Source organism: Streptomyces sp. NPDC001515 (assembly GCF_053597115.1).
The window spans coordinates 88727-112427 of record NZ_JBSFHN010000028.1; the positions used below are offsets into that span (position 1 = coordinate 88727).

General features: G+C 74.9%; 24 protein-coding genes. 13 read left to right on the forward strand and 11 right to left on the reverse strand.

Going from position 1 to position 23701, the window contains the following annotated elements; translation table 11 throughout:
- Window positions 1-6: 6 nt before the first annotated feature.
- Complete coding sequence (locus tag ACWCXC_RS26910; RefSeq protein ID WP_450679859.1) at window positions 7-1038, reverse strand: glutathione S-transferase family protein; 1032 nt, start codon at window positions 1036-1038, stop codon at window positions 7-9.
- Window positions 1035-2552, reverse strand: coding sequence for an MFS transporter (locus ACWCXC_RS26915; protein ID WP_450679858.1), 1518 nt, complete (start codon window positions 2550-2552; stop codon window positions 1035-1037). Before ACWCXC_RS26915 ends, ACWCXC_RS26910 begins: the two co-directional genes overlap by 4 nt.
- Before the next feature lie 141 nt (window positions 2553-2693).
- On the opposite strand from ACWCXC_RS26915, the gene ACWCXC_RS26920 reads away from it, so the two are divergent.
- Window positions 2694-3089 carry a TOBE domain-containing protein gene (locus ACWCXC_RS26920; RefSeq protein ID WP_450679857.1) on the forward strand — a complete coding sequence of 132 codons (396 nt, stop codon included), beginning with the start codon at window positions 2694-2696 and terminating at the stop codon, window positions 3087-3089.
- A gap of 21 nt (window positions 3090-3110) precedes the next feature.
- Here the strand turns inward: ACWCXC_RS26920 and ACWCXC_RS26925 are convergent, their stop codons facing one another.
- A complete protein-coding gene (locus ACWCXC_RS26925; protein WP_450890765.1) occupies window positions 3111-3656 on the reverse strand; it encodes a DUF1697 domain-containing protein in 546 nt (181 codons plus the stop codon).
- A 252-nt stretch (window positions 3657-3908) separates the two neighbouring features.
- Between ACWCXC_RS26925 and dhaK the strand changes: the two genes are divergently transcribed.
- The 6 genes from dhaK to ACWCXC_RS26955 all read left to right on the forward strand — a co-directional run bounded on the left by dhaK (window position 3909) and on the right by ACWCXC_RS26955 (window position 8067).
- Window positions 3909-4901, forward strand: a complete 993-nt coding sequence (gene dhaK, locus ACWCXC_RS26930; RefSeq protein WP_450890766.1) for a dihydroxyacetone kinase subunit DhaK — start codon at window positions 3909-3911, stop codon at window positions 4899-4901.
- A gap of 53 nt (window positions 4902-4954) precedes the next feature.
- A complete protein-coding gene (gene dhaL / locus ACWCXC_RS26935; protein WP_450890767.1) occupies window positions 4955-5569 on the forward strand; it encodes a dihydroxyacetone kinase subunit DhaL in 615 nt (204 codons plus the stop codon).
- The gene (locus ACWCXC_RS26940; RefSeq protein ID WP_450679853.1) at window positions 5566-5976 is read left to right on the forward strand and encodes a PTS-dependent dihydroxyacetone kinase phosphotransferase subunit DhaM; all 411 of its coding nucleotides are present in this window, start codon (window positions 5566-5568) and stop codon (window positions 5974-5976) included. The genes dhaL and ACWCXC_RS26940 overlap by 4 nt, the downstream gene beginning before the upstream one ends.
- Before the next feature lie 46 nt (window positions 5977-6022).
- A complete protein-coding gene (locus tag ACWCXC_RS26945) occupies window positions 6023-6520 on the forward strand; it encodes an NUDIX domain-containing protein (RefSeq protein ID WP_450890768.1) in 498 nt (165 codons plus the stop codon).
- 276 nt (window positions 6521-6796) lie between these two features.
- Entirely contained in the window at window positions 6797-7462 is a 666-nt protein-coding gene (locus tag ACWCXC_RS26950) for a DedA family protein (RefSeq protein ID WP_450890769.1), read from the forward strand.
- Window positions 7459-8067 (forward strand): phosphatase PAP2 family protein, encoded by a 609-nt coding sequence (locus ACWCXC_RS26955; protein WP_450890770.1) that lies wholly within the window; start codon window positions 7459-7461, stop codon window positions 8065-8067. Before ACWCXC_RS26950 ends, ACWCXC_RS26955 begins: the two co-directional genes overlap by 4 nt.
- 40 nt (window positions 8068-8107) lie before the next feature.
- Here ACWCXC_RS26955 and ACWCXC_RS26960 read toward each other — a convergent pair whose 3' ends face one another.
- The 8 genes from ACWCXC_RS26960 to ACWCXC_RS26995 all read right to left on the reverse strand — a co-directional run bounded on the left by ACWCXC_RS26960 (window position 8108) and on the right by ACWCXC_RS26995 (window position 15121).
- Window positions 8108-8416, reverse strand: a complete 309-nt coding sequence (locus ACWCXC_RS26960; protein WP_450679849.1) for a DUF6191 domain-containing protein — start codon at window positions 8414-8416, stop codon at window positions 8108-8110.
- Window positions 8417-8527: 111 nt separating this feature from the next.
- Complete coding sequence (locus tag ACWCXC_RS26965) at window positions 8528-9568, reverse strand: NAD(P)-dependent alcohol dehydrogenase (protein ID WP_450679848.1); 1041 nt, start codon at window positions 9566-9568, stop codon at window positions 8528-8530.
- Between the two features lie 57 nt (window positions 9569-9625).
- Window positions 9626-10396, reverse strand: a complete 771-nt coding sequence (locus ACWCXC_RS26970) for an SDR family NAD(P)-dependent oxidoreductase (protein ID WP_450890771.1) — start codon at window positions 10394-10396, stop codon at window positions 9626-9628.
- Window positions 10393-11061: a TetR/AcrR family transcriptional regulator gene (locus ACWCXC_RS26975; protein WP_450679846.1), complete on the reverse strand. Its 669-nt coding sequence runs from the start codon at window positions 11059-11061 to the stop codon at window positions 10393-10395. Before ACWCXC_RS26975 ends, ACWCXC_RS26970 begins: the two co-directional genes overlap by 4 nt.
- 73 nt (window positions 11062-11134) lie before the next feature.
- Window positions 11135-12340, reverse strand: coding sequence for a PP2C family protein-serine/threonine phosphatase (locus ACWCXC_RS26980; RefSeq protein ID WP_450679935.1), 1206 nt, complete (start codon window positions 12338-12340; stop codon window positions 11135-11137).
- Window positions 12341-12522: 182 nt separating this feature from the next.
- Window positions 12523-13275, reverse strand: a complete 753-nt coding sequence (locus ACWCXC_RS26985; RefSeq protein WP_450679845.1) for a GNAT family N-acetyltransferase — start codon at window positions 13273-13275, stop codon at window positions 12523-12525.
- On the reverse strand, window positions 13272-14195 hold the full coding sequence (locus ACWCXC_RS26990) for an NADP-dependent oxidoreductase (RefSeq protein ID WP_450679844.1): 924 nt from the start codon (window positions 14193-14195) through the stop codon (window positions 13272-13274). The genes ACWCXC_RS26985 and ACWCXC_RS26990 overlap by 4 nt, the downstream gene beginning before the upstream one ends.
- Before the next feature lie 188 nt (window positions 14196-14383).
- A complete protein-coding gene (locus tag ACWCXC_RS26995; RefSeq protein ID WP_450890772.1) occupies window positions 14384-15121 on the reverse strand; it encodes an SAM-dependent methyltransferase in 738 nt (245 codons plus the stop codon).
- A gap of 312 nt (window positions 15122-15433) precedes the next feature.
- Between ACWCXC_RS26995 and ACWCXC_RS27000 the strand changes: the two genes are divergently transcribed.
- From ACWCXC_RS27000 to ACWCXC_RS27025, 6 genes are all read left to right on the forward strand, one after another.
- Entirely contained in the window at window positions 15434-17080 is a 1647-nt protein-coding gene (locus ACWCXC_RS27000) for an ABC transporter substrate-binding protein (RefSeq protein ID WP_450890773.1), read from the forward strand.
- 42 nt (window positions 17081-17122) lie between these two features.
- A complete protein-coding gene (locus ACWCXC_RS27005; protein WP_450890774.1) occupies window positions 17123-19255 on the forward strand; it encodes an alpha/beta hydrolase family protein in 2133 nt (710 codons plus the stop codon).
- Window positions 19252-20277, forward strand: a complete 1026-nt coding sequence (locus ACWCXC_RS27010) for an ABC transporter permease (RefSeq protein ID WP_450679840.1) — start codon at window positions 19252-19254, stop codon at window positions 20275-20277. Before ACWCXC_RS27005 ends, ACWCXC_RS27010 begins: the two co-directional genes overlap by 4 nt.
- Window positions 20274-21104, forward strand: a complete 831-nt coding sequence (locus ACWCXC_RS27015; protein ID WP_450679839.1) for an ABC transporter permease — start codon at window positions 20274-20276, stop codon at window positions 21102-21104. Before ACWCXC_RS27010 ends, ACWCXC_RS27015 begins: the two co-directional genes overlap by 4 nt.
- Entirely contained in the window at window positions 21104-23017 is a 1914-nt protein-coding gene (locus tag ACWCXC_RS27020) for an ABC transporter ATP-binding protein (protein WP_450890775.1), read from the forward strand. The genes ACWCXC_RS27015 and ACWCXC_RS27020 overlap by 1 nt, the downstream gene beginning before the upstream one ends.
- A gap of 67 nt (window positions 23018-23084) precedes the next feature.
- Window positions 23085-23699, forward strand: coding sequence for a helix-turn-helix domain-containing protein (locus ACWCXC_RS27025; RefSeq protein ID WP_450890776.1), 615 nt, complete (start codon window positions 23085-23087; stop codon window positions 23697-23699).
- Window positions 23700-23701 lie beyond the last annotated feature (2 nt).

The following is a 23701-nucleotide window of genomic DNA, read 5'->3' on the forward strand; positions in this document are numbered from 1 at the left end:
CCCCGCTCACGGCCGGTGCGAGCGGGGGACCTCCTCGCCCGTCGGGACCGGCCCGGGCGGGGTGCCGTCGCCGAACGGGCGGCCGCCGAGCTGTTCGCGGTGGTGCGGGGTGAGCCAGCCGGCGAGGTCGGGCCCGGCGGGCACGATGCCGGTGGGGTTGATGCCGGTGTGGACCCGGTAGTAGTGCTGCTTGATGTGGTGGAAGTCGACCGTGTCCCCGAATCCGGGGGTCTGGTAGAGGTCCCGGGTGTAGGCCCACAGGACGGGGTCCTCGGTCAGCTTCGTGCGGTTGCACTTGAAGTGGCCGTGGTAGACGGCGTCGAAGCGGACCAGCGTGGTGAAGAGCCGGATGTCGGCCTCGGTGATCGTGTCCCCGACCAGGTAGCGCTGTCCGGCGAGCCGGTCGGACACCTGGTCCAGGCGGCCGAACAACGTCGCGTAGGCGCTGTCGTAGGTGCTCTGGCCGTCCGCGAACCCGGCCCGGTAGACGCCGTTGTTGACGTCCCGGTAGATGCCCTCCATGACCTCGTCGATCTCCTCGCGCAGCGGCTCGGGGTAGAGGTCGGGCGCCCCGGGGCGGTGCAGCGCGGTCCATTCGGTGGCGAGGTCCAGGGTGATCTGCTGGAAGTCGTTGGTGACGAGCCGGCCGCTGGGGACGTCGACGATCGCGGGGACGCTGACGCCTCCGGGGTAGTCGCGCTCCCTGGCGTCGTACGCCTCGCTGAGGTACCGGATGCCGAGCACCGGGTCCCGCCCGCCCGGGTCCAGGGTGAAGCGCCAGCTGCGGTCGTCCTGGAGCGGGTCGGCGACGGCGAGCGAGAGGGCGTCCTCCAGGCCGAGCAGCCGGCGGGAGACCAGGGCGCGGCTCGCCCAGGGGCAGGCGCGGCTGACGACGAGGCGGTAGCGCCCGGCCTCGACGGGCCAGCCGTCGCGTCCGTCGGCGGTGACGCGGTCGGCGAAGTGGCTCCGGGAGCGCTTGAAGGGCTTGTGCCCGTAGGAGCTGTTGCCGTCCTGGGCGGTGGGGCCGGGTGCGTTCATCTCGATTCCCTGCGGTCGGTGGCGGCGGACGGGGAGTGCGCTGTACGGTTCCTGCCCCGCTTGGCGCCGCCCACGTCGGCGAGCGCCACCAGGAGGGCGGCGACCACGAAGGCGACGGAGACCACGAGCCCGTGGTCGTAGGCGGTGGACCAGGCGGCGGAGCCCACCTGGGCGAAGAAGACCGAGCCGACGGCGGCGATGCCGATCGCGGAGCCGACGCGCTGGCCGGTCTGGAGGGTGCCGCCGGCGCTGCCCGCGCCGGCCACCGGCACCTGGGACAGGGTGAGGGTCTGGTTGGGGGCGATGACCAGGCCGCTGCCCAGTCCGGCGAACAGCAGGGGGGCGGCCATCGCCCAGCCGGCGCCCCGGCCCGATTCCAGGTGGACGGCGAGGGCCGTGGCGGCCAGGCCCACCGCGACGGCGGCCAGTCCCACGACGACCAGCGGGCGCCCGTACCGCCCCACGAGCCGGCCGCCCGGACTGGCGGCGACGGCGGAACCCAGCGCGAACGGGGTGATGGACAGCCCGGCCTGGAGGGCGGTGTAGTGCAGCCCGCTCTGGAGGTAGAGCGTCGTGATGAAGAAGATCGAGGTGAATCCGGCGAAGTACAGCAGGATCAGCAGACAGCCCAGCCAGTAGGAGCGGACCCGGAAGAGCGCGAGGTCGACCACGGGGGTGGTGCCGCGCCGCCCGCACCGGGACTCCCAGCCGACGAAGACGGCCAGTACGGCGGCCGAGAGGGGCAGCAGGAGCCATTTGCCGTTGCCGGACCACTGGTGGGCCTGGACGAAGGGCAGCAGCAGCGTCAGGACGCCGGCGCCCAGCAGCAGGACGCCGACCGGGTCGAGGTCGCGCAGCCGAACCGGACCGGCCGAGGGGGTGTCCGGGAGCAGCCGCCGGGCCAGCAGCAGGCAGACGATGCCCAGCGGCAGGTTGACGTAGAACACCCAGCGCCAGCCCTCGTCGGCCCCGGCCGCCTGGATGAGCAGTCCCCCCAGGAGGGGGCCGACGGCGGTGGAGATCCCGACCACGGTGCCGAACATGCCGAAGGCGCGGCCCCGCTCCCGGCCCGAGAACATCTGCTGGATGAGCGCGGAGATCTGGGGCGAGACGAGGCCGCCGGCGAGTCCCTGGACGAGCCGGGCGACGACCAGCCAGGTGCTGGACTGGGCCGCGCCGCAGGCGGCGGAGGACAGGGTGAAGAGCGCCAGTCCGATCATGAAGACCTGGCGGCGGCCCCGCGCGTCACCGAGCCGGCCGGCGGGGATGAGGAAGAGGCCGAAGGCGAGGGCGTAGCCGGAGAGCACCCATTGCAGGTCCGACTCCGGGGTGTGCAGCCCCTCGCGGATGGAGGGCAGCGCGACGTTGACGATGGAGACGTCCAGCAGGGTCATGAACCCGGCGACGAGACAGACCGCGAGGGCCCGCCAGCGCCGTGGATCGGGGCCGTCGCCCTCCCCGGCAGCGCTCGTGTCCGGCCCCGCCGGGCCCCCGTGTGCCGCACTCTCCGCCATGGCTCGCACCCTAGGCCGCGCGGCGCGGATCCTCATCCCGGCAGGGCCACCCGGCCCAGCGCAACGCGCACCTCGCACATGCGAGGGTTAACCGCAGAAGATGCTTGCATATGCAAGCATTCAGGTTCTACGGTACGGCATATGCAGTCCTACACCATCGGGCAGGCCGCCCGTCTGCTCGGTGTCAGCCCCGACACCGCGCGCCGCTGGGCCGACGCCGGCCGGGTCGCCACCCATCGCGACGAGGCCGGCCGCCGGCTCATCGACGGCCGCGCGCTGGCCGCGTTCTCGGTCGAGGTCGCCCAGGGCGGCTCCGGCGAGGAGGAGGTCCCGTACACCTCCGCGCGCAACGCGTTCCCGGGCATCGTCACCGCCGTCACGCTCGGCGACGTGGCGGCGCAGGTGGAGATCCAGGCCGGTCCGCACCGGCTGGTGTCGCTGCTGACCAGGGAGGCCGTCGAGGAGCTGGGGCTGGAGGTCGGCATGCGGGCGACCGCCCGGGTGAAGTCCACCAGCGTGCACATCGACCGCGCCTGAGCGTTCGGGGGCGCGCCGCCCTCAGGCCGCGCCCTTCTTCGCCGCGTCGAGGATCTTGACCACGGTGTGGAAGAAGCGGGTGGTCGCGTCGTGGCCGAGCACCCGCTCCTGGAAGCCCTTCGCCGCCGGTGCCCGCCCGTTGATCAGGTACCAGACGACGAAGGCGTCGTACGCGGTGTGCCCGATGATCTCCATGTCGTTCTTCGCCGACCGCATGGGCAGCGACAGCCCCGGATCGATCCGCTCGGTGGTGAACACCACGCAGCAGCGCATGTCGTCGGTGACGGTGACGTCCGCGAACGGGTCCAGGGCGATCAGCGCCTCCAGTTCGGGGACCGTGCGCAGGCAGACGGCGACCCCGTAGCCCAGCTCGCGTTCCAGCCCGTCCGCGATGCGCGCGGCCAGCGCGGACCGGTCGCGCTCGTCGGACTCGAAGAAGACGTTGCCGCTCTGGATGTAGGTGCGGACGTCGGCGAAGCCCATGCCGCGGAAGAGCTCGCGCAGCCGGTCCATCTTCACCGAGCGGCCCGGCACGTTCACCCCGCGCAGAAATGCGATGTACAGCAAAGCGTTCACCTGTCCGTCGGTGGAGGAGTCACGGCCGCGCACGCCAGCGTAGCCCGACGCACATCGCGCCGCCGCGCGCAACCACGTCCCGTGAATCCCCGGCCGTGCACCGGAACTTCACGGCGGTGCGGTTCCGGTCCTTCGCAACGTGCCCTCCGGCGTCCTACGGTGGTGGGCGGCCCACGTCCCACCGGACCCCGGACACCGCGTACGCACGCGCGGACGTCTCGACAACTCGCCTGGGAGAAACCGTTGCGCATGCTGATCAACGTCCCCGAAACCGTGGTCGCCGACGCGTTGCGGGGGATGGCCGCCGCCCATCCGGACCTGGTCGTGGACGTGGAGAACCGGGTCGTCGTCCGGCGCGACGCGCCCGTCGCCGGACAGGTCGCCCTGGTCTCCGGCGGCGGTTCGGGGCACGAACCGCTGCACGCGGGGTTCGTGGGTCCCGGCATGCTGTCGGCGGCCTGCCCCGGTGAGGTGTTCACCTCGCCCGTTCCGGACCAGATGGTGCGGGCGGCGGCCGCCGTCGACAGCGGGGCCGGGGTGCTGTTCGTCGTGAAGAACTACACCGGCGACGTCCTCAACTTCGAGATGGCCGCCGAACTCGCCGAGGAGGAGGGGCTGCGGGTCGCCCAGGTCCTCGTCGACGACGACGTGGCGGTGACCGACAGCCTGTACACGGCCGGCCGCCGGGGCACGGGTGCGACGCTGTTCGTCGAGAAGATCGCCGGGGCGGCGGCGCAGGAGGGCGCGCCGCTGGACCGGGTGGCCGAGCTGGCCCGCCGGGTCAACGCCTCCTCGCGGAGCTTCGGGGTGGCCCTGACCTCGGTCACCACCCCGGCCAAGGGCTCCCCCACCTTCGACCTGCCGCCGGGCGAACTGGAGCTGGGCATCGGCATCCACGGAGAGCCGGGCCGCGAGCGGCGTCCGATGATGACCTCGCGGGAGATCGCCGACTTCGCGGTCGACGCGGTGCTGGCCGACCTGAAGCCGACCGCGCCCGTGATGGCCCTCGTCAACGGCATGGGCGCGACCCCGCTGCTGGAGCTGTACGGGTTCAACGCCGAGGTGCAGCGGGTGCTCTCCGAGCGCGGGGTCGTGGTGGCCCGGACGCTGGTGGGCAACTACGTGACCTCGCTGGACATGGCGGGCTGTTCGGTGACGCTCTGCCAGGTGGACGAGGAGCTGGTCCGGCTCTGGGACGCCCCGGTGGAGACCCCCGCGCTGCGCTGGGGCCGGTGACCGGCCGCCTCCGCCCGCCCGCCGTTCCTTTCCGCCCCACTCAGGAGACGCCTGTGCTCGACGCCGCTTTCTTCCACCGCTGGATGACCACGACGGCCGCCTCGGTCGACCGCGAGGCCGCGCGGCTGACCGAACTCGACTCCGCGATCGGCGACGCCGACCACGGCAGCAATCTGCAGCGCGGGTTCGGCGCCGTCGCCGCGGCGCTGGAGAAGGATCCGCCCGCCACACCGGGGGCCGTACTCGCCCTGGCGGGACGGCAGTTGATCTCGACGGTCGGCGGCGCGTCCGGACCGTTGTACGGGACGCTGCTGCGGCGTACGGGCAAGGCCCTGGGCGACGCCCCCGAGGTCTCCGGCGCGGACCTGGCGCGGGCGCTCGGGGAGGGCGTGGCGGCGGTGGAGCGACTGGGCGGCGCGCGGGCCGGCGACAAGACGATGCTGGACGCGCTGATCCCGGCGGCCGAGGCGCTCGGGACGTCGTTCGCGGCGGGCCGGGAGGCGGCCGACGCGGGGGCGCTGGCGACCGTGCCGCTGCGGGCCCGCAAGGGCCGGGCGAGCTATCTGGGCGAGCGGAGCGTCGGGCACCAGGACCCCGGGGCCACGTCCGCCGCGCTGCTGATCGACGCGCTGGCCCGGACCGCCGGGGCGACCGGGGAGGCGGCATGAGCGCGGGCGGGCAGGTCGGCATCGTGCTGGTCTCGCACAGCGGTCCGGTGGCCGAGTCGGTCGCCGAACTGGCCAGGGGGCTGGCGGCCGGGGGCGCCACGGCGCCGGTGGCCGCCGCCGGAGGCACCCCGGCCGGCGGCCTGGGCACCAGCGCCGAGCGGATCGCCGAGGCGGCCCGCGCGGTGGACGGGGGCGCGGGGGTCGCGGTCCTGGTCGATCTGGGCAGCGCCGTGCTGACGGTGAAGGCGATGCTGGCCGAGGGGGACGAACTCCCCGACGGAACCCGGCTGGTGGACGCCCCGTTCGTGGAGGGCGCGGTGGCGGCGCTCGTCACCGCGTCGGCGGGCGGGGACCTGGCGGCGGTGGTCGCCGCGGCCTCGGAGGCGTACGACTACCGCAAGGCCTGAACCGGCCGGGGTGCGTCCGGCGCCGCGCGCGCGGAGACTTGACGGCATGAACGCCTCCTCGTCCGCGCGGCGCAGCGCCGGGCTCCTGCTGTTCCGTACGGGCCCGAGCGGGACCGAGGTCCTGATCGGGCACATGGGCGGGCCCTTCTGGGCGCGCCGGGACAGCGCCGCCTGGTCCCTCCCCAAGGGCGAGTACGGGCCGCAGGAGGGGGCCCGGGACGCGGCCCGGCGGGAGTTCGAGGAGGAGTTCGGCCGGCCGGTCCCGGATGGAGACTGGCTGGACCTGGGCGAGTCGCGGCAGGCGGGCGGCAAGACCGTGGCGGTGTGGGCGCTGGCCGCCGACATCGATCCGGCGACGGCCGTCCCGGGGACGTTCACGACGGAGTGGCCCCGGGGGTCGGGGGTGCTGCGGGAGTTCCCGGAGATCGACCGCTTCGCCTGGTGTTCACCCGAGGTCGCGGCCGGCCGTCTCGTCACGGGTCAGCGGGTCTTCCTGGACCGGCTGGCCGCCCTCCTCGCGGACCGGCCGGGTCCGGCCTCCTGAGGGCGCGCCCTCGCGCACCGGTCCGACGGGGCGGTCGTCGCGCCGTGCCGGCCGGTCCCCCGTCGCGACGCGGGTGTCACCGGTTCGGCCCGCATCCGGCGCCGCCCCCGCGCGTTGTACCGGCGGGGCGGACGGTCTCCTCGCGTGTGGTCCGCCGGGTCGCGGAACCCTTCCCACCGCTTGAGCGTCTACAGTGACGTAGACCGACTACACCCATGTAGTCGGTCCGGGCGTTCCCCAGGGCCGCCCGTCACCCCCGGTGGGAGGCCCTTCACCGTGTCCGCTCCGCTCCTGGCCCCGCTGCCGCTCGCGGTGAACCCGCTGGACGCCGGTTCGCTGCTGTCGGCCTTCGGCGCGCTGGGGATCGCCGTCGTGCTCTTCGCCGAGACGGGTCTGCTCGTCGGCTTCTTCCTGCCCGGCGACTCCCTGCTCTTCACCGCCGGACTGCTCTGCGTCCCCGGCACCCACGGCCCCGCGCTCTCGCTTCCGCAGGTGCTGGCCGCCGCCGTGGCCGGTGCGCTGGCCGGTGCCCAGACCGGCTACTGGATCGGCCGGCGCGGCGGACGGGCGCTGCTGGCCCGCAGAAGCTCCGGCCGGCTCCACGAGGGCGCGGTCCGTGCCGAGGGCCTCCTCGCCCGCTACGGACACGGCCGCGCGATCGTCCTCGCGCGCTTCGTCCCCGTGGTCCGCACGGTGCTCAATCCGCTGGCCGGCGCGCTCGGCGTACCGGCGCAGGTGTTCGCGCTGTGGCAGGCCGCCGGCGGGATCGTCTGGACCGTCGGCCTGGTCCTCGCGGGGTACGCGCTCGGCTCGTCGGTCCCCGATGTGGACCGGTATCTGCTGCCGGTCGTCGCCCTGGTGGTCGTGGTCTCGCTGATCCCGCTCGCCGCCGAACTGCTGCGTGCCCGCGCCCGCCGGACCCCCGAAGGAGACAGCCAGTGACGGCTCTCGCGTTCACCGCCCCCTCGATCGACGGCGGGCTCTACACCCGGGTCACCGAACTGGCCCGTCACTCCCCCGGGCCGCTGGACGCCGCCGTCCGGCTCTGGACCGACTACGGCCTCGCCGTGTTCGCCGTGCTGATGCTGGTGTCCTGGTGGCGCTCGCGCTCCGGCGACCCCGCCAGGACCGCCGCGGCGCTGTGCGCCCCGCTGGTCGTGGTGGCCGCGTTCCTCGTCAACGACGTGGTGAAGTCCCTCGTCCAGGAGCAGCGGCCGTGCCGGACGCTCCAGGTGCTGACGGTGGAGGCCTGCCCGCCGCTCGGCGACTGGTCCTTCCCCAGCAATCACACGACCGTCGCGGCCGCGGCGGCGACCGCGATCTGGCTGGCCGACCGGCGACTGGGCGCCCTGGCCTGGGCCGCCGCGCTGCTGATGGGAGCCTCCCGGGTCTGGGTCGGGGCGCACTACCCGCACGATGTGGCGGTCGCCCTCCTGGTGGGCCTCCTGACCGCCTGGCCGCTGACGGCGGCGGCCAGGCGCTGCGCCCCGGCCGTGGAGCGGCTGCGCTCCGGCCCCTTGCGCCCCCTGGTGGCCGTGGACCGCTGACCGTCGGGGGCGCGCCTCGGGCGGGCGGGCGCGGTGGGCGTCACGGAAGGCGGATGACGGCGCGGCCCGCGTCCAGGTCGACGGTGGAGCGGTGCGGCGGGGCGCCGTCCTCCTCGTCGTCCCGCAGGAGCAGGGCGCTCTGCCGCTCCTTCAGCTCACTCTGCTTGCCGGGCGAGAACGTGGCGTGCAGTTGTTCGAAGCCGGTCGCCGAGATCTGCCCCTGGCGGGCGCCGTTGCGCCACGGGAGCAGCCCGGCCCGCCCCGCGCGCAGCAGCACCTGGTCGAGGAAGGCGGCCGCCGTGAGCCCGATCACGAGGCCGGGCAGCGTCATCAGCGCGAGGAATCCCATCCGGGCAGTCTCGCCGGGCCCACGCGGACGGTGCAAGCACGGGGGCGCGCCGACGGCCCGGTAGGGCGGCGCGGGGTGCGCCGGCCCACCGGGCCGTCGGAGCGGTGCGGGTCAGCCGTTGGGCAGGATGACCGCGCGGCCGTTGATCTTGCCGGCGTGCAGCCGCTCGTAGGCGAGCGGGGCCTCGTCGATCCCGTACGTCTCGACGTGGACCTGGACCGCTCCGGCGTGGGCCAGCTCCAGGACCTCGGCCAGTTCGGAGCGCGAGCCCCAGTAGGGGGCGGTCACCGTCGTGTTGAACGGCAGCACGCCGAAGCCGACGGGCAGGGTGCCGCCGCCGATGCCGACGATCGTGACGTCCGAGTCGATGGCGGCCGCGGCGCCGGCCGTGGCGACGGTCGGCGGCGCGCCGACGAAGTCGAGGACGACCTGGGCGCCGACGCCGCCGGTCAGCTCGCGGATCCGGTCGGCGGCGCGCGCGTCGGAGAGCACGGTCTCGTGCGCGCCGACCGTACGGGCCAGGGCCAGCTTCTCCTCGGTGACGTCCAGGGCGACGACCCGGACGGAGGTCAGGGCGCGCAGCAGCTGGATGGCGACGTGGCCGAGTCCGCCGGTGCCGATGACGACGGCGGTCGCGCCGGGGACCAGCTTGGGCAGGGAGCGCTTGATCGCGTGGTACGGGGTGAGGCCGGCGTCGGTGAGCGGGACGGCCTGGACGGGGTCGAGGCCGCGGAGCGGCACCAGGTGGCGCGGGTCGTCGACGACCATGTACTCGGCCATCGCGCCGGGCGAGCCGAGGCCGGGCGGGTTGATCCCGAGCTCCTGGGCGCGCAGGCAGTAGTTCTCCTTGCCCTCGGCGCACTTGACGCAGGTGCCGCAGCCCCAGGGGCCGTAGACGGCGACGGATTCGCCGACCGTGAGCCCGTCGACGCCGTCGCCGAGCGCGGCGACGGTCCCGACGCCCTCGTGGCCTAGGGTGAGCGGCAGCGGGTAGGGGAACTGCTCCGCGGGCCAGCTCATCACGGCGATGTCCGAGTGGCAGACGCCCGCGGCGCTGACCTTCAGCAGCACCTGCCCGGGGCCGGGCTCGGGGTCCGGAACGGTGACGACCTCGGGTGCGGCGCCGATCTCTCGGTACTGGACGGCTTTCATGGGTCCTCCTTGACCTCTGCTCTTCTCTTTCTCCCCCCCGTTCCCCCGTCCCGCCACTCAGGGGGCGGAGTAGCCGCCGTCCACCAGGTGGTAGCTGCCGTGGATGAAGGAGGCGCGGTCGGAGAGGAGGAAGGCCGCGAGTTCGGCCACCTCCTCCGCCGTGCCGAGGCGGCCGGCCGGGTGGAGGGAGATGAGGTGGTCGCGCGCCGGGCCCTCGGTGTTACGCAGCAGCGGGGTGTCGATGAAGCCGGGGCCGACGGCGTTGACGCGGACGTTCTGCGCGGCGTATTCGAGGGCGGCCGTCTTGGTGAGGCCGACGACGCCGTGCTTGGCGGCGACATAGGCCGGGGATCCGGCGAAGCCGTTGGTGCCGAGGATCGAGGACATGTTGACGACGGCGCCGCCGCCGGCCGCGACGATCGCGGGGAGTTCGTAGCGCAGGGAGTAGAAGACGCCGCTCAGGTTGGTGGCGACGACCCGGTTCCAGTCCTCGACGGTGTACTCGCCGGTGGGGGCGCTGGGGCCGCCGATGCCGGCGTTGTTCACGGCGAGGTGCAGAGCGCCGAAGGTCTCCACGGCGAACCGTACGCCGGCCTCGACGGAGGCGGGGTCGGTGACGTCCATGGCCACCGCGGCGGCCCTGCCCCCGGCGCTCTCCAGTGCGGCGACCGCCGCGCGGGCGGCCTTCTCGTCGTAGTCGGCCACGACGACCGAGGCTCCGGAGCGGGCGAGCCGGTGGGCGAGGGCGAGGCCGATGCCGGAGGCCCCCCCGGTGACGAGCGCGGTGCGCCCGGCGAACTCCTGGTCGGTGGGGGTGGTGGTGCTCATGATGGTGCGTTTCCTTCCGTGGTGCGGGGTGACGCCGGACCGGGGGCCTGGGTGAACAGCTCCCCCGCGAGGGCGTCGAATGCCTGCTCGACGAGTCGGGGCAGGTCGTCGGGGCAGCCCCCGCGCACCCAGGCGGTCTGGGCGGCGAGCAGCGCTCCGGCTCCGGCGGCGACCGCGACGGCGGGCCGGATGTCCTGGGCCGGGTCGACCCCGAGCCGGTCGGCCAGCAGGGCCACCGAGTCCTCCTGGGCCTCCACCCGGATGTGGTGGAAGGCCGCGTAGAGGGTCGGCTCCCGCTGGGCGAGGACCAGCAGGTCGTAGATCCGGGGGCGGCGGTGCCATGCCTCCGCCCGGGGGTCCTCCAGCCAGTCCCGTACGGCCGCGCGGTAGGCGGTGAGCGGGGGTTCACCGGCCGGGCGGGCCCGCAGGGCGTCGTTGATCCGGTCGCCGTCGTCCCGTACGGAGTCCAGGACGGCCGCTTCCTTGCTCGTGAAGTGCCGGCTGAAGGTGCGGCGGTCGACGTCGGCGCGTTCCGCGATCTCCTCGACCGTCACCTCCCGCAGGCCCCGGTCGAGCACGAGCGTGAAGGCGGCACGGGCCAGCGCGTCCCGGGTCCGGCGCGCCTTGCGGCTCCGCCGTTCCGGAGTCTTCCGTTCCGGATTCATATCTGCACCGTACACCCAAAAATGTCCCGACGCGACAGAAGTCTCGTCGGGACATGCGGGGCGGGTCACGCGGTCAGCCGACGGCCTCCACGGCCTGCCGGGCCCCGTATCCGTCGGGCGCGGGCCGGACCGGGTGGCCGGCCGGGGTGCGGCGCAGGGCCAGGACGGCGATGTCGTCGCGGCGCACTCCGTCCGAGAAGTCCTCCAGATCGGCCCGGAGCGCCTCCAGCACCTCGCACGGGTCCCGGTCCGCCCAGCGGCCGAGACGGGTCTCCAGCGGGTAGAACGCGCCGCGCGGGTCGCGGGCCTCGGTCACCCCGTCGGTGAAGAGCACCAGGGTCGCGTCGTCCGGGAAGTCCAGGCGCTCGGCGACGCGCGCCTCGCCGCTGAGCTCCGCCAGGCCGAGCGGAACGGAGGCGCTGCGCAGCGGGACGGCGGAGGCCACACCCTCGCGCAGCAGCCAGGGCGGCAGATGGCCGCAGTTGACCGCCCGGACACCGTGCTCGTCGAAGCCGATCACCAGGGCGGTCACGAACCGTTCGATGTCGCCGGTCTGGGCGGAGAAGGCGTTGTGCCGGGTGACGGCGTCCTCCAGGGCGTCGACCACCCCGGTGAGCGTGGGTTCGCGGATGGCGGCCTCGCGGAAGGCGCCGAGCACGGCGAAACCCGCCCCGATCGCCGGGAGCCCCTTGCCCTGGACGTCCCCGATGATCACCCGGGTCCCGTACGGCGACTGCACGATCTCGTAGATGTCGCCGCCGACCAGGCGGTCCTCCTCGATCGGCGCGTAGGTGCCGTGGGCGACGACCTGGTCGGTCAGGATCGGCAGGGGGCGCAGGATCTGCCGCTGGAGGGCGACGGCGGCGGTGCGCAGCCGCGCGATCTCGGTGGCGTGGCGGATGCGCACGGCACAGGCGCCGACGCCGAGGAAGCAGGCGAGCACGGTGAACGCGATACTGCTGGCGACGTCCCAGAAGGTGCCGCCGTTGACCAGCCGCGACACGACGGCCACGACCATGATCCCGGAGGCGACGGCCACGGTCTGGGCGACCGTGGCGAAGACCGAGACGAGCGCGGGCACCACGACGAGCAGCGGCACGATCCGCAGATCGTTGCCCGAGATCACGTCCAGCACGACGACCAGGACGGTGAGCAGGGACACGGCGCCGAAGAGGGCCCCGTTCCCGATCCGCTGCGCTCCGACGGCTTCCTCACCGGCGGCCGCACCCGGAAGCGCGATGCCCCGTGTCCTCGGCTGGTGGTGGAACCCGATCGTCACCGTCACACCCTCCTGGTCGGCCGGCCCGGTGCCGGCGGTCACATCCAGTGCACCCGAGGCGGTCGGCGCGGCACACGAGTCCTACGGCCTCACCCGGTGTGCCGAAGGTCCCGGCCCGGGGCGGTCCGCGACACACCGGGACCTCGGTCCCGCACGCGGCGGGCCGAAGGTCCCGGCCCGGGTCAGCGGGCGGCCGGCTCCCGGACGTCCTCCTGGCCCGCCCCGCCCCGGCCGGCGGGCGGGACCAGCGCCGAGAGGAACGGGACGGTGCGGCGCAGGACGAAGCCGAGGGACTCGTAGAGCCGCACGGCACCGGTGTTGGAGGCCGCGGCGTGCAGGAACGGGATGTCGCCGCGCCGGCGTATCTCGTGGGCGACGGCCCGGACGAGACCGCCGCCCAGCCCCTGGCCCCGGGCGGAGGCGTCGGTGCAGACGGCGCTGATCTCGCTCCAGCCGGGCGGGCGCATCCGCTCGCCGGCCATGGCGACGAGCCGTCCCTCCCGGCGCACGCCGAGGTAGGTGCCCAGCTCCACGGTGCGGGCCTCGAAGGGGCCGGGCCGGGTGCGGGCGACCAGGTCGAGCATCTCCGGCACATCGGCCGGACCGAGCCGGACGGCCTGCGGGAACGGTGCCGCGTCGACCTCTTCGCCCACGAGCTGGACGCCCTCGGCGTGGAAGACGATCTCCCAGCCCTCGGGCGGCGGCTCCCGGAAGGCGGTGATCGTGACGGCGCCGCCGGGCCCGGTGAGCGCGGCGGCGTCCGCCCAGTCGGCGGCGTCGGGCGCGTCCGGCAGGGCGACCCAGGGGGCGACGTCGGACGGGTAGCGCAGGACGCGGCCCCGGCGTCGGGCGAAGTGGGCGTGCGGGCCGCGCAGCGCGGCGCCGACCGGGTCGTCCAGGGGGTGGGTGCCGCGCGCGGCGGGGGCGGGGCTCATGCGGACACCTCGATGACGGTCTTGCCCAGGGCGTGGCCGCTCTCCACCGCGCGCAGGGCCTCCCCCGCCCGGTCGAGCGGCAGGATGCGGACGACGGGGGCGCGGAGCACCCCGGTGGCCGCGAGGTCCCCGACCGCGCGCAGGACCTCGGCGTTGCGGGCGCGCCGGACGGCCTCGCCGCCGAGTTCGGCGACCAGGCGCTTGTCGCCCGCGCCGATCAGGGCGGTGGCGGGGTCGGCGACCAGGGTGGCGGCCTCCCGCAGGGCGTCGCCGCCGACGAGGTCGAAGACCGCGTCGACGCCGTCGGGGGCCGCGGCCCGGACGCGGTCGGCGAGACCGGGGCCGGAGACGACGTGGACGGCGCCGAGGGATTCCACGAACTCCTTCTTGGCGGCGCTCGCGACTCCGATGACGCGGAGCCCGGCGTGCCGGGCGAGCTGGGCCGCCGCGGTGCCGACGCCGCCGCCGGCGCCGGTGATCAGGAGCGTGGCGCCGGGGGCGAGGCCGAGCTGGGCCAGGCCGTCGTAGGCGGTGGCCGCGGCCACCGGGAGCACCGCCGCGTCGGCGAAGGAGAGCGCGGCCGGCTTGTGCGCGCTCACCGCCGCGGGGAAGAGGGTGTGCTCGGCGTATCCGCCGGTCAGCGGGTTGCCGAAGACCTCGTCACCTACGGCGAAGCCCTCGGTGTCCGGGCCGACCGCCTCGACGGTCCCGGCGGCCTCGCTGCCGAAGACGGCGGGGAAGGGGGCGGCCTCGGAGCCCGGCCGGACGTATCCGTCGCGCAGCTTCCAGTCCACGGGGTTGACCCCGGCCGCGCGGACGGCCACGAGGAGCTCCCCGGGGCCGGGGACCGGGACGTCCCGGTCGACGAGGGCCTCCACCTCCGGCCCGCCGTTGCGGGTGAACACGTACGCCTTCGACATCGGTTCCCTCTCTGGTCGTGGTACGGGCGCGCGGGCCGGTCGCCGGTCTGCCCCCAGCAGCAGGAAAGTCCGTCCGGGGCGCGGGTATTCCCCGGCCCGGAGCGTCGAGGCCCCCGCCCCGCCCGGCGGGCGCTGATCAGTCGGCCGTACGGCGGGCGCGGATCAGTCGGCCGTACGGCGGGCGCGGGTCAGTCGGCCGTGCGGCGGAGCACGAGCGTGACGAAGCCCCAGCTGTCGCGGTAGACGCGCAGCCATTCGGTGCGGCGCCGGGCGGCCAGTTCCAGGATCTCGGCGCTGTCGGGGTGGCCGGGGTGGTCCAGGGCCCAGGCGGACAGCGAGCCCCAGCACGCCCACTCGTAGGCGTCGCGTTCGCCGCGGCCGCTGATGTGGCCGTGCACGGGGGTCCAGCCGTCGGCGGCCACCAGGTCGAGGGTGGTGGCGAGGTCGGCGGCCTCCCCGAGCATCTCGACGGCCTCGGGGGACGGTTCGGGCTCCCAGAAGCCGTCCCCGATCAGCACCCGGCCGCCGGGGGCGAGGTGGGCGCGGGCGGCGGCGAGCGTCGGCAGGAGCCCGCCGAAGACGTGCACGGCGCCGACGCTGAGGACCAGGTCGTACGGGTGCGGGGAGCGGAAGGCGGCGCCGTCGGCCCGGTGGAGGGTGAGGCGGTCGCGTACGCCGAGGCGGACGGCCTCGTCGGCGGCCCGGGACAGCGCGTCCTCGGCCAGGTCGACGCCCTCGGCGCGCAGACAAGGGTGGCCGGTCAGGGCGCGCAGGAGCCACTCCCCTCCCCCGCAGCCCAGATCGAGGGCGCGTGCCTCGCCGTCCGGGACCGCGTGGTCCAGGAGGGTGCGCACCGAGTCGTCGTCGAGCGGCGCCCTGACGGGGTGGCGGGCGTGGGCGAGGTCGGAGATCAGATCACGGTTCACCGGCGCAGCCTGCCAGGGGGCGGGCCCGGGCGCATGCCGTTTTCGGGGGACGGCGGTACGCGGAGATCCGGGTGGCGCGCACCGAGCGCGGTGATTTGGCGCGCACCGAGCGCGGTGATTCGTGCCCGGGTGCGCCGATCCACCCTTTGAGAATCAGCCGCGTACTTTTCGACTGTTTCTTCCCTTACGCCCACCTCCAATGTCCAATCCGTGGACGGTTATTAGCCACCCTTTGACGCCCCCAAAGCCTTCGGATACTGTCCACGCCCAGTTGGGCAGCAACAGTGGACAAAGTGAGATGGGTGGTTCCTGATGAACGCGGAGCCGGGTGGCAACCTCAGCCGACGCCGACTGCTGGGCCTCGCCGGCATCGGCGTCCTCGCCGCGTCCGGGGTCCTCGCCGCGTGTGCGCCGCCGCCCGCCAAGGACCCGGCCGACGGCTCGTCGGACCCGACGGCCCGCGCGCTCGGCGCGGACGCGCCCATCGACACGCTGACGCTCGCCCTGCCGTCCTCCCTCTCCAGCCTCGATGTGGGCCGGGAGTCCGGGGTCCTCAACTACCTGGTCGCGGTGCTCGCGCAGGAGTCGCTGCTGTCGGTCGACCCGTCCGGCAAGCTCGGCCCCGGGCTCGCCACCTCCTGGAAGCAGCCCGACGCCCGGACATACGTGTACACGCTCCGCCGGGGGGTGACCTTCACCGACGGCACCCGGTTCACCGCGGACGACGTGGTGGCCTCCATCGAGGCCATCCGGGACCCCAAGAACGGCTCCACCCTCGGGTACGCCTACGCGGGCGTCCAGTCCGTGAAGGCCACCGGGGACCACGAGGTCACCATCCGGCTGAAGGCTCCCGACGCCATGTTCGCCTGGACCACCACGGCCGGCGGCCTCCTCGTCAGCAGCCGCGCCTTCCTCGCCCGCAACAAGGGCCGGGTCGGCACGGCGAAGACGCTGCTGCTGGGCACGGGCCCGTACCGGATCACCGAGTTCGCCGCCGACGACCACGTCCTGCTGGAGCGCAACGACGCCTGGTGGGGCGAGAAGCCCGCCGTCCGGAAGCTGAAGCTCTCCTTCGTACCGGACGCCGGTACGCGGCTGGTCGCGATGAAGTCGGGCGCGGTGGACGGTGCGCTGAGCCTCGCGTCGGACGAGGCGCGCGGCTGGGAGTCCAGTGCCCGCGTCACGTACACCGGTGACCGTTCCGTGGTCTCCCTCGCCTTCGACACCGCGAAGGCGCCCTTCGACGACCCCCACGTCCGCCGGGCCATCGCGCACGCGGCGGACCGCGAGGGCATGGTCAAGGGCATCCTGCACGGCCGGGCCGAGGTCGCCGACGCGCTGCCCTCCCGCGACATGTGGGGCGATCTGATGACCGCCGAGGAGGTCCGCTCCGGCTACGACGCGATCCCGTCCCTGGACTTCGACCTGGACGCCGCCCGCGCAGAACTGGCCAAGTCCTCCGTCAAGGACGGCTTCACCACCGAACTGCACTACCCCAACAGCGGCCCCCAGCTGGGCAAGGCGGCCCTCGCGCTCGCCGCCTCGCTGAAGAAGATCGGCATCACGCTGAAGGTCAAGGAGATCACCCTGGAGCAGTGGGTGGCGGAGCTGGGCTCCGGCAAGCAGCCCCTGCAGTTCCTCTGGTACTTCCCCGTCACCGGCGACCCGGCCGAGCTGGCCGACCCGTACCTCAACGCGGCCGCCACCGCGACGGACATCGCGCACTACGACAACAGCACGGTCAACACCGCGCTGGACACCGCCAAGTCCGCGACGGACAAGAACGTGCGCGCCAAGGAGCTGATGAAGGCCGTGCAGACGGCCGGCGCCGATCTGCCCTACCTCCCGCTGTGGTGGGCGCAGACCGCCTCCGCGCTCTCGAAGCGCTATGTGCTGCTGGACCAGGGGCCGTTCGCGTTCATCGGCCCCTGGGCGACCCGCATCCGCAAGTCCGCCTGACGCCCCCGCCCACCCCGCCCAGTCCCCGAGGATCGGACCCCCATGCCCCGTACCGTCCCGCCCGGCGCACCGCGACGGCGCGCACAGGCCGCCGTGCGGCGCGTCCGCGAGGCGATGCTGCGCCTGGTCCACCCCGTCGAGGCCCGGATCAGCCCGGACGGCCGCGCCGTCGCGGTCGCGGCGGCCGGACCCGAGCGGGCCTCGCTGGTCCTCGCCCCGGTCCCCGCCGGACACCGGAGCGAGGGAGACGACGCGGTACCGGCGCCCCGGGCCCCGTCCGGACCGGACACCGCGGACCGCCACAGCCCGCGCTGGCTGCCGGACTCCCGGACCCTGCTGCACATCGCCGAGGAGGCGGGCGCCGCCGGGACCGAGGTGCGGATCGACGCCCTGGACACCGTGACCGGGACCGTGCGCACCGTCGCCCGGGTGCCCGGCGCCGCGGAGGACCTGCTGGTCTCGGACGACGGGACGCAGGCGCTGCTGCTCTGCGCCGAGGACGGCGCCGACCGCGACGGCATGCACCTGGGGCTGCCGGTGCGGCTGGGTCCGACCCCCTCGCCGGAACGTTTCGCCCCGGGCACCGGCCGCCGCTCCCTGCATCTGGTCGGCCTCGCCGACGGCTCGGTCCGCGAGGCCGGGCCGGCCGGGCTGACCGTCTGGAACGTCGCCTGGCGCGGCGGCGCGACGGCCGTCGCCACGGTCGGCGAGGACACCCTGCCCTCCGGCTACTACGACGCCCGGCTCGCCGCGCTGGACCTGGACGCGCGCACCGCCCGGACCGTCCACGAACCCCTGGGCCAACTGGCCGCCCCCGCCCTGTCCGCCGACGGCCGGACCGCCGCGGTGTGCGAGGGCATCTCCATCGTCGCCGGACGCCCCGTCGTGGTCGACCTGGCCACCGGCGAAACCGCGGTGGCCCTCGGGGTCGAGGACGCCACCTGGCTGCGCTTCGACGACGCCGAGCCCGGCGCGCTGTGGTTCGCGGGCTGGGACGGCACCGGCTCGCGCGTCGGCCGCACCGGTGGAGCCGCCACCACCGCCTGGTCCGCGCCCGTGACCCTGGGCGGCGCCGGCTACCAGCCGGAGCTGTCGCTCAGCGCCGACGGGCGGCTGGCCGCGACGGTGCTCGACGCGCCCGGCAGGCCCCCCGAGGCCGTCGTCGCCCGGACCGGTGGCGACCGGGCCTGGGACTGGACGCCCGTCACCGCCCTGAACACCCCCGCCGACCCCGCGCTCGCCGCCGTCCGCACCGAGCGGACCGAGTGGACCGCGCCCGACGGCCGGACCGTGGAGGGCCTGCTGCTCTCGGCCGGAGAGCACGAGGGACCGCGTCCGCTCGCCGTCCTCGTGCACGGCGGCCCCGCCTGGCTCTGGTCCGCCGGCTACGCGCCGGGCGACGTGCTGGGCCTGGCCCCCGCCCTGGCCGCCGCCGGCCATCTGGTGCTGCTGCCCAACCCGCGCGGCAGCAACGGCCGCGGGCTCGACCACGCCCGCGCGGTCGTCGGCGACGTCGGCGGCGCCGATCTGGAGGACGTGCTGTCCGGGGTGCGCCACCTGACCGGCGCGGGCCTCGCCGACCCGGACCGGGCGGCCGTGCTCGGCCACAGCTACGGCGGTTTCCTCGCCGCCCAGGCCGCGGCCCGTACCGACGTCTTCCGCGCGGCGGTCGTCGTCTCCGCCCCGACCGACTGGCTGAGCTTCACCCACACCAGTTGCATCGGCGGCGGCTACGACCGCGCCTACGCGATCGGCTCCCCCGACGCCCCGCAGGAACTGGTCCGGCGTTCCCCGGTCTTCGCCACGGGCGGGCGCGGCACCCCGACACTGATCGTGCACGGCGCCGAGGACCGGGTCACCCCGGCCGGCCAGGCGCACGAGCTGTACCGTGCGCTGCTGCGGACCGCCCTCGCCCCCGCCGAGCTGTACGTCTACCCGGGCGAGGGCCACGAGTTCACCGACCCGGAGCATCTCCTGGACGCGGCGGACCGGGTCACCGACTGGCTCACCACCCATCTGGCGCCGCGTCCCGCGACCGCCTCCACGACCGCCGTGCCGGAGGAGGCCTCCCCCGGGCCGGTCCCCGGCACGGCTTCCCCGGCGGGACCGGACGGTGTCACCCCCCTGGCATCCTCCGGTCCCGCCACCCCCCTCCCGGCGGGAGACCCGCGATGACGGCCACCGGCTCCGCGCGGCTGCGCGCCGCGCTCCCCCTGCGCCTCGTGGTGCGCCGGCTCGGCGGCACGCTGGGCCTGCTGTTCGTGCTGTCCGTCGCCGTCTTCGCGCTGCTCCAGGCGGCGCCCGGCGACCCGGCCCAGACCCTGCTCGGCCCGCGCAGCGCCACGCCCGAGGCGCTGGCCGCCGTCCGCGCCCGCCACCACCTCGACAGTCCGATGGTGGTGCAGTACGGCCACTGGCTCGGCGACGCGGTCCGGCTGGACCTCGGCACCTCCATCCGCACCGGCGAGAGCGTCGCCGCCGCGCTGGGCGACCGGCTGCTGCTCACCGGTCAGCTGGTCGGTCTGGGCTTCGCCGTCGCGCTGCTGCTGGGTCTGCCGCTGGGCGTCCTGGCCGGTCTGCGCAACCGGCGCCCCACCGACCGGGCCGTGCAGAGCCTCGGCGTGGTCGCCCTGTCCACCCCGGCGTTCGCGGGCGGGCTGGTGCTCATCTACGTGTTCGCGCTGATGCTCGGCTGGTTCCCCGCGTACGGGCCCGGCGAGGGCCAGGGCGCCGACCGGCTGAGACATCTGGTGCTGCCGGCCCTGGCGCTCGGCCTGGCCGTCACGGCCGTGCTGCTGAAACTGACCCGGGCCGCCGTGATCCGGGAACTGGAGCGGGAGCACGTCACGTTCGCCCGCGCCCGGGGCGTACGCGAACGGGACATCCTGCTGCGGTACGTGCTGCGCGGCACGCTCGTCCCGGTGCTGACCGGCATCGGTCTGGTCCTCGCCTATCTGCTGGCCGGAACGGTCATGGTGGAGCAGGTCTTCGCGCTGCCGGGCCTCGGCCAGCTGCTCGTCGACTCCGTCACCTTCCGGGACGTCCCGGTCGTCCAGGCCGAGGCGCTGCTGATCGCCGCCCTGGTCTGCCTCGCCAATCTCGTCACCGATCTCGCCCAGCCGCTGCTGGACCCCCAGCTGAGAACCGCGCCCGCCGCCGGGGCGTCGGCCCCCGTCCACGAGGAGGGGAAGGCATGAAGTCCCGGTCCCTTGCCCGCCGCAGGGTCAGCCCGCTGACCCTGTGCTGCACCGTTGTGCTGGTCCTGTTCGCGCTGGCCGCCGCCTTCGGGCAGGCCCTGCTGCCCGGCTGGGACGAACAGGACCTGGCCGACGGCGCCGCCATGCCGGGCGGCGGCCACCTCCTCGGCACCGACGAACTCGGGCGCGACATCGCGCGGATGGTGGTCGCCGGCGCGCGGAGCACCCTGGTGGGCGCGGCGCTGGTCGCGGTCGGCTCGATGGTCATCGGCAATGTCCTCGGACTCCTCGCCGGCTACCGGGGGGGCTGGACCGACGCCCTCGTCCGGCGCTGGGCCGATCTGCTGCTGGCGCTGCCCGCGCTGCTGGTCACCATCGTCGTCGCCGGGATCGGCGGAGGCGGCTACGCGCTGGCCGTCGGCGTGCTCGTGGTGCTGACCTCCCCCGCCGACATCCGCCTGGTGCGCGCCGCCGTGCTGGAGCAGCGGCACCGGGCGTACGTGGAGGCGGCGGAGACGCTCGGGCTCTCCCGCTTCACGGTGATGACCCGGCACATCTGGCCCAACGTCCTGCCGGTCGTGGTGGCCAACACCCTGCTGAACTTCGCGGGCGCGATCGTCGCGCTCAGCTCGCTCTCCTTCCTGGGGCTCGGAGTGCCGCCGGGCGCCCCCGACTGGGGCCGGATGCTCTCCGAGAACCGCACCCTGCTGTACGACAACCCGTCCGCCGCCCTCGCCCCCGCGCTGCTGATCGTCGCGGCGGCGGTGGCCCTCAACCTCCTCGGCGACCGGCTGTTCGAGGCGTTCTCCGACCGTGGGAGGTCCTGATGGCGGCCCAGCCCGCGACCGACAGCCGTACCGCCGCCGACGCGCCCGGCGGCGGTCCCCTGCTCGCCGTCGAGGGGCTGCGGGTCGCGGCGACCGCCGCGCCCGGCGGTCCCGTGCCGATCCTGGACGGCGTCTCGCTGGAGGTCGGCCCCGGCGAGTGCATCGGCATCGTCGGGGAGTCGGGCAGCGGCAAGTCGCTGGCCATGCGGGCGGTGGCCGGGCTGCTGCCGGCCGGGACCGGGGTGACGGACGGTTCGGTGCGCATCGACGGCCGGGAGGTCCTGACCCTGTCGCCGCGCGCCCGCCACGCGCTGCGCGGCCGGCGCGTGACGCTGCTGATGCAGGACCCGTTCACGATGCTGCACCCCCAGCTGACCTGCGGGCGCCAGATCGCGGACGGGCTGCGTGACCTCGACGGGGAGCACACCCGGCGCCGGGCGAAGCGGGCCCGGCGCGCGGACGTCGAGCGGCGGCTCGCCGAGGTCGGCCTCTCCCCCGACGTCGCGGACCGCTATCCCCACGAACTCTCCGGCGGCATGCGCCAGCGGGTCGCCGCGGCGGCGGCGCTCGCCGGCGATCCCGAACTCCTCATCGCGGACGAGCCGACCACCGCCCTGGACGCCGCCAACCAGCGTGCCGTGCTCGATCTGCTGCGCGGTCTCCAGCGCAGCCGCCGCATGGGCCTGGTGCTCATCACCCACGACCTGCGGGTGGCCTTTTCCGCCTGCGACCGGGTGTACGTGCTGTACGCCGGGCAGGTCCTGGAGCAGGGCCGGTCCAAGGACCTGGAGTCCGCCCCGCTGCACCCGTACACCGCCGGGCTGCTGGCCTCCGAGCCCTCGGTCCGGGAGCGGTACGCCGAACTCCCGGCCATCCCCGGCTCGGTGCCCGCCCCCGGGGCGCGCGGCGGGGGATGCCCGTTCGCCGACCGCTGCGCCCACGCGGCGCCGGTCTGCCGGGACGCGCCCGTGACGCTGCGTCCGCCGGTCGCGCCCGGCGACGGGGACGGCCGGCTCTCCGCGTGCGTGCGGCTCGACGAGATCCGCGACGGGCTCGCCGCCCCCTCCGCGCGCACCCCCGTCGGACCGGCGCCCGCGCCCTCCCCCGAGGAGCCGGCCGAGGACGCCGCGCTGGTGGCCACGGCAGTCGACCGGACCTTCACCTCCTCGGCCGGCGACCGCGCCGCGCTGCGCGACGTGAGTCTGACGGTCCCCCAAAACACCGTCGTCGCCCTGGTCGGTGAGTCCGGTTCGGGCAAGACGACGCTGGCCAGGATCGCGGTCGGGCTGGAGACCTTCGACGGCGGCGAGGTGTCCGTCGGCGGGATCGCGCTGCCCCGGGGCCGCCGGCCCGGGACCTCCGACCGCCGGCGCCTGGCGGAGCAGGTCCAGATCGTGTTCCAGGACCCCTACTCCTCGCTCAACCCGCTGCGCACGGTGGGCGCGACGCTGCGCGAGGCGCTGGCCGCCGCCTCCGGCGGGCGCGGCCGGGCGGAGTCCCCCGCCGTGGACGCGCTGCTCGCCCAGGTGGGGCTGCCCGCCTCGTACGCCTCGCGCCGGCCGGCCGCGCTCTCCGGCGGCGAGCGTCAACGGGTGGCGCTGGCACGGGCACTGGCCGCCCGGCCCCGGCTGCTGATCTGCGACGAGGCGGTGGCGGCGCTCGATGTGTCGGTCCAGGCGCAGTTGCTCAATCTGCTGGTCTCGCTCCAGCGCGCGGAGGGCTTCGCCGTCCTGTTCATCACCCACGACCTGGGGGTGGTGCGGCAGATCGCGGACCGGGTGGCGGTGATGCACCGCGGCCGGATCGTCGAACGGGGCACCGCGTCCGAGGTGTTGGACGCGCCCCGGCACCCCTGGACCCGGCGGATGATCGACGCCCTGCCGGAAGGGGCGGGCCCAGGGCCGAGTCGCTGACCGGCCGGTCCCGCACCGGTAGAGTGTGGCGCTGACCTGCGCGTACCACCGAGAGCGAGGAGGAACGGTGTCCGAGCCGACCATCACCGCCCGTCCGCCCGAGGCCGTTCCCCCGCCGCAGGCCCGGGAAGCGGGTACCACCGGGGTACGGACCGCGCTGGCCGGAAACCTCAACCGCCGCAGGCTGGCGCGCGGCTGGAGCCTGCGCGAACTGTCGGCGGCGACCGGGGTGAGCAAGGGGCTGCTCTCGCAGATAGAGCGGGCGGAGGCCAACCCCACGGTGGACGTGCTGGTCCGGATCGCGGAGGTGCTGGGCACCGACTGCACCGATCTGCTGCGCCGGCCGCTGCTGGAACCGGAGATCGTCCGGGCGTCCTCGCTCGTCGAGCCGGATGACGAGACCACGGTGAGCCTGCTGTATTCCGGCCATGAGCAGGGCCGCATGGAGATCTACCGGACCCGGCTGCACCCGCATGCCCAGAGCCAGGTCAGTTCGCACGGGGACCAGTCCGTGGAACACGTGCTGGTGATGTCGGGCCGGGTGACCCTGGTGGTCAACGACGTCCCGCACCTCTTGGAGGCGGGCGACAGCGCGCGGTTCTCCGCGCAGTACAGCCACTACTACACGACCGAGGACTCACCGGCCGTCACGCACACCGTCGTCGGCTATCCGCGCGACTGATC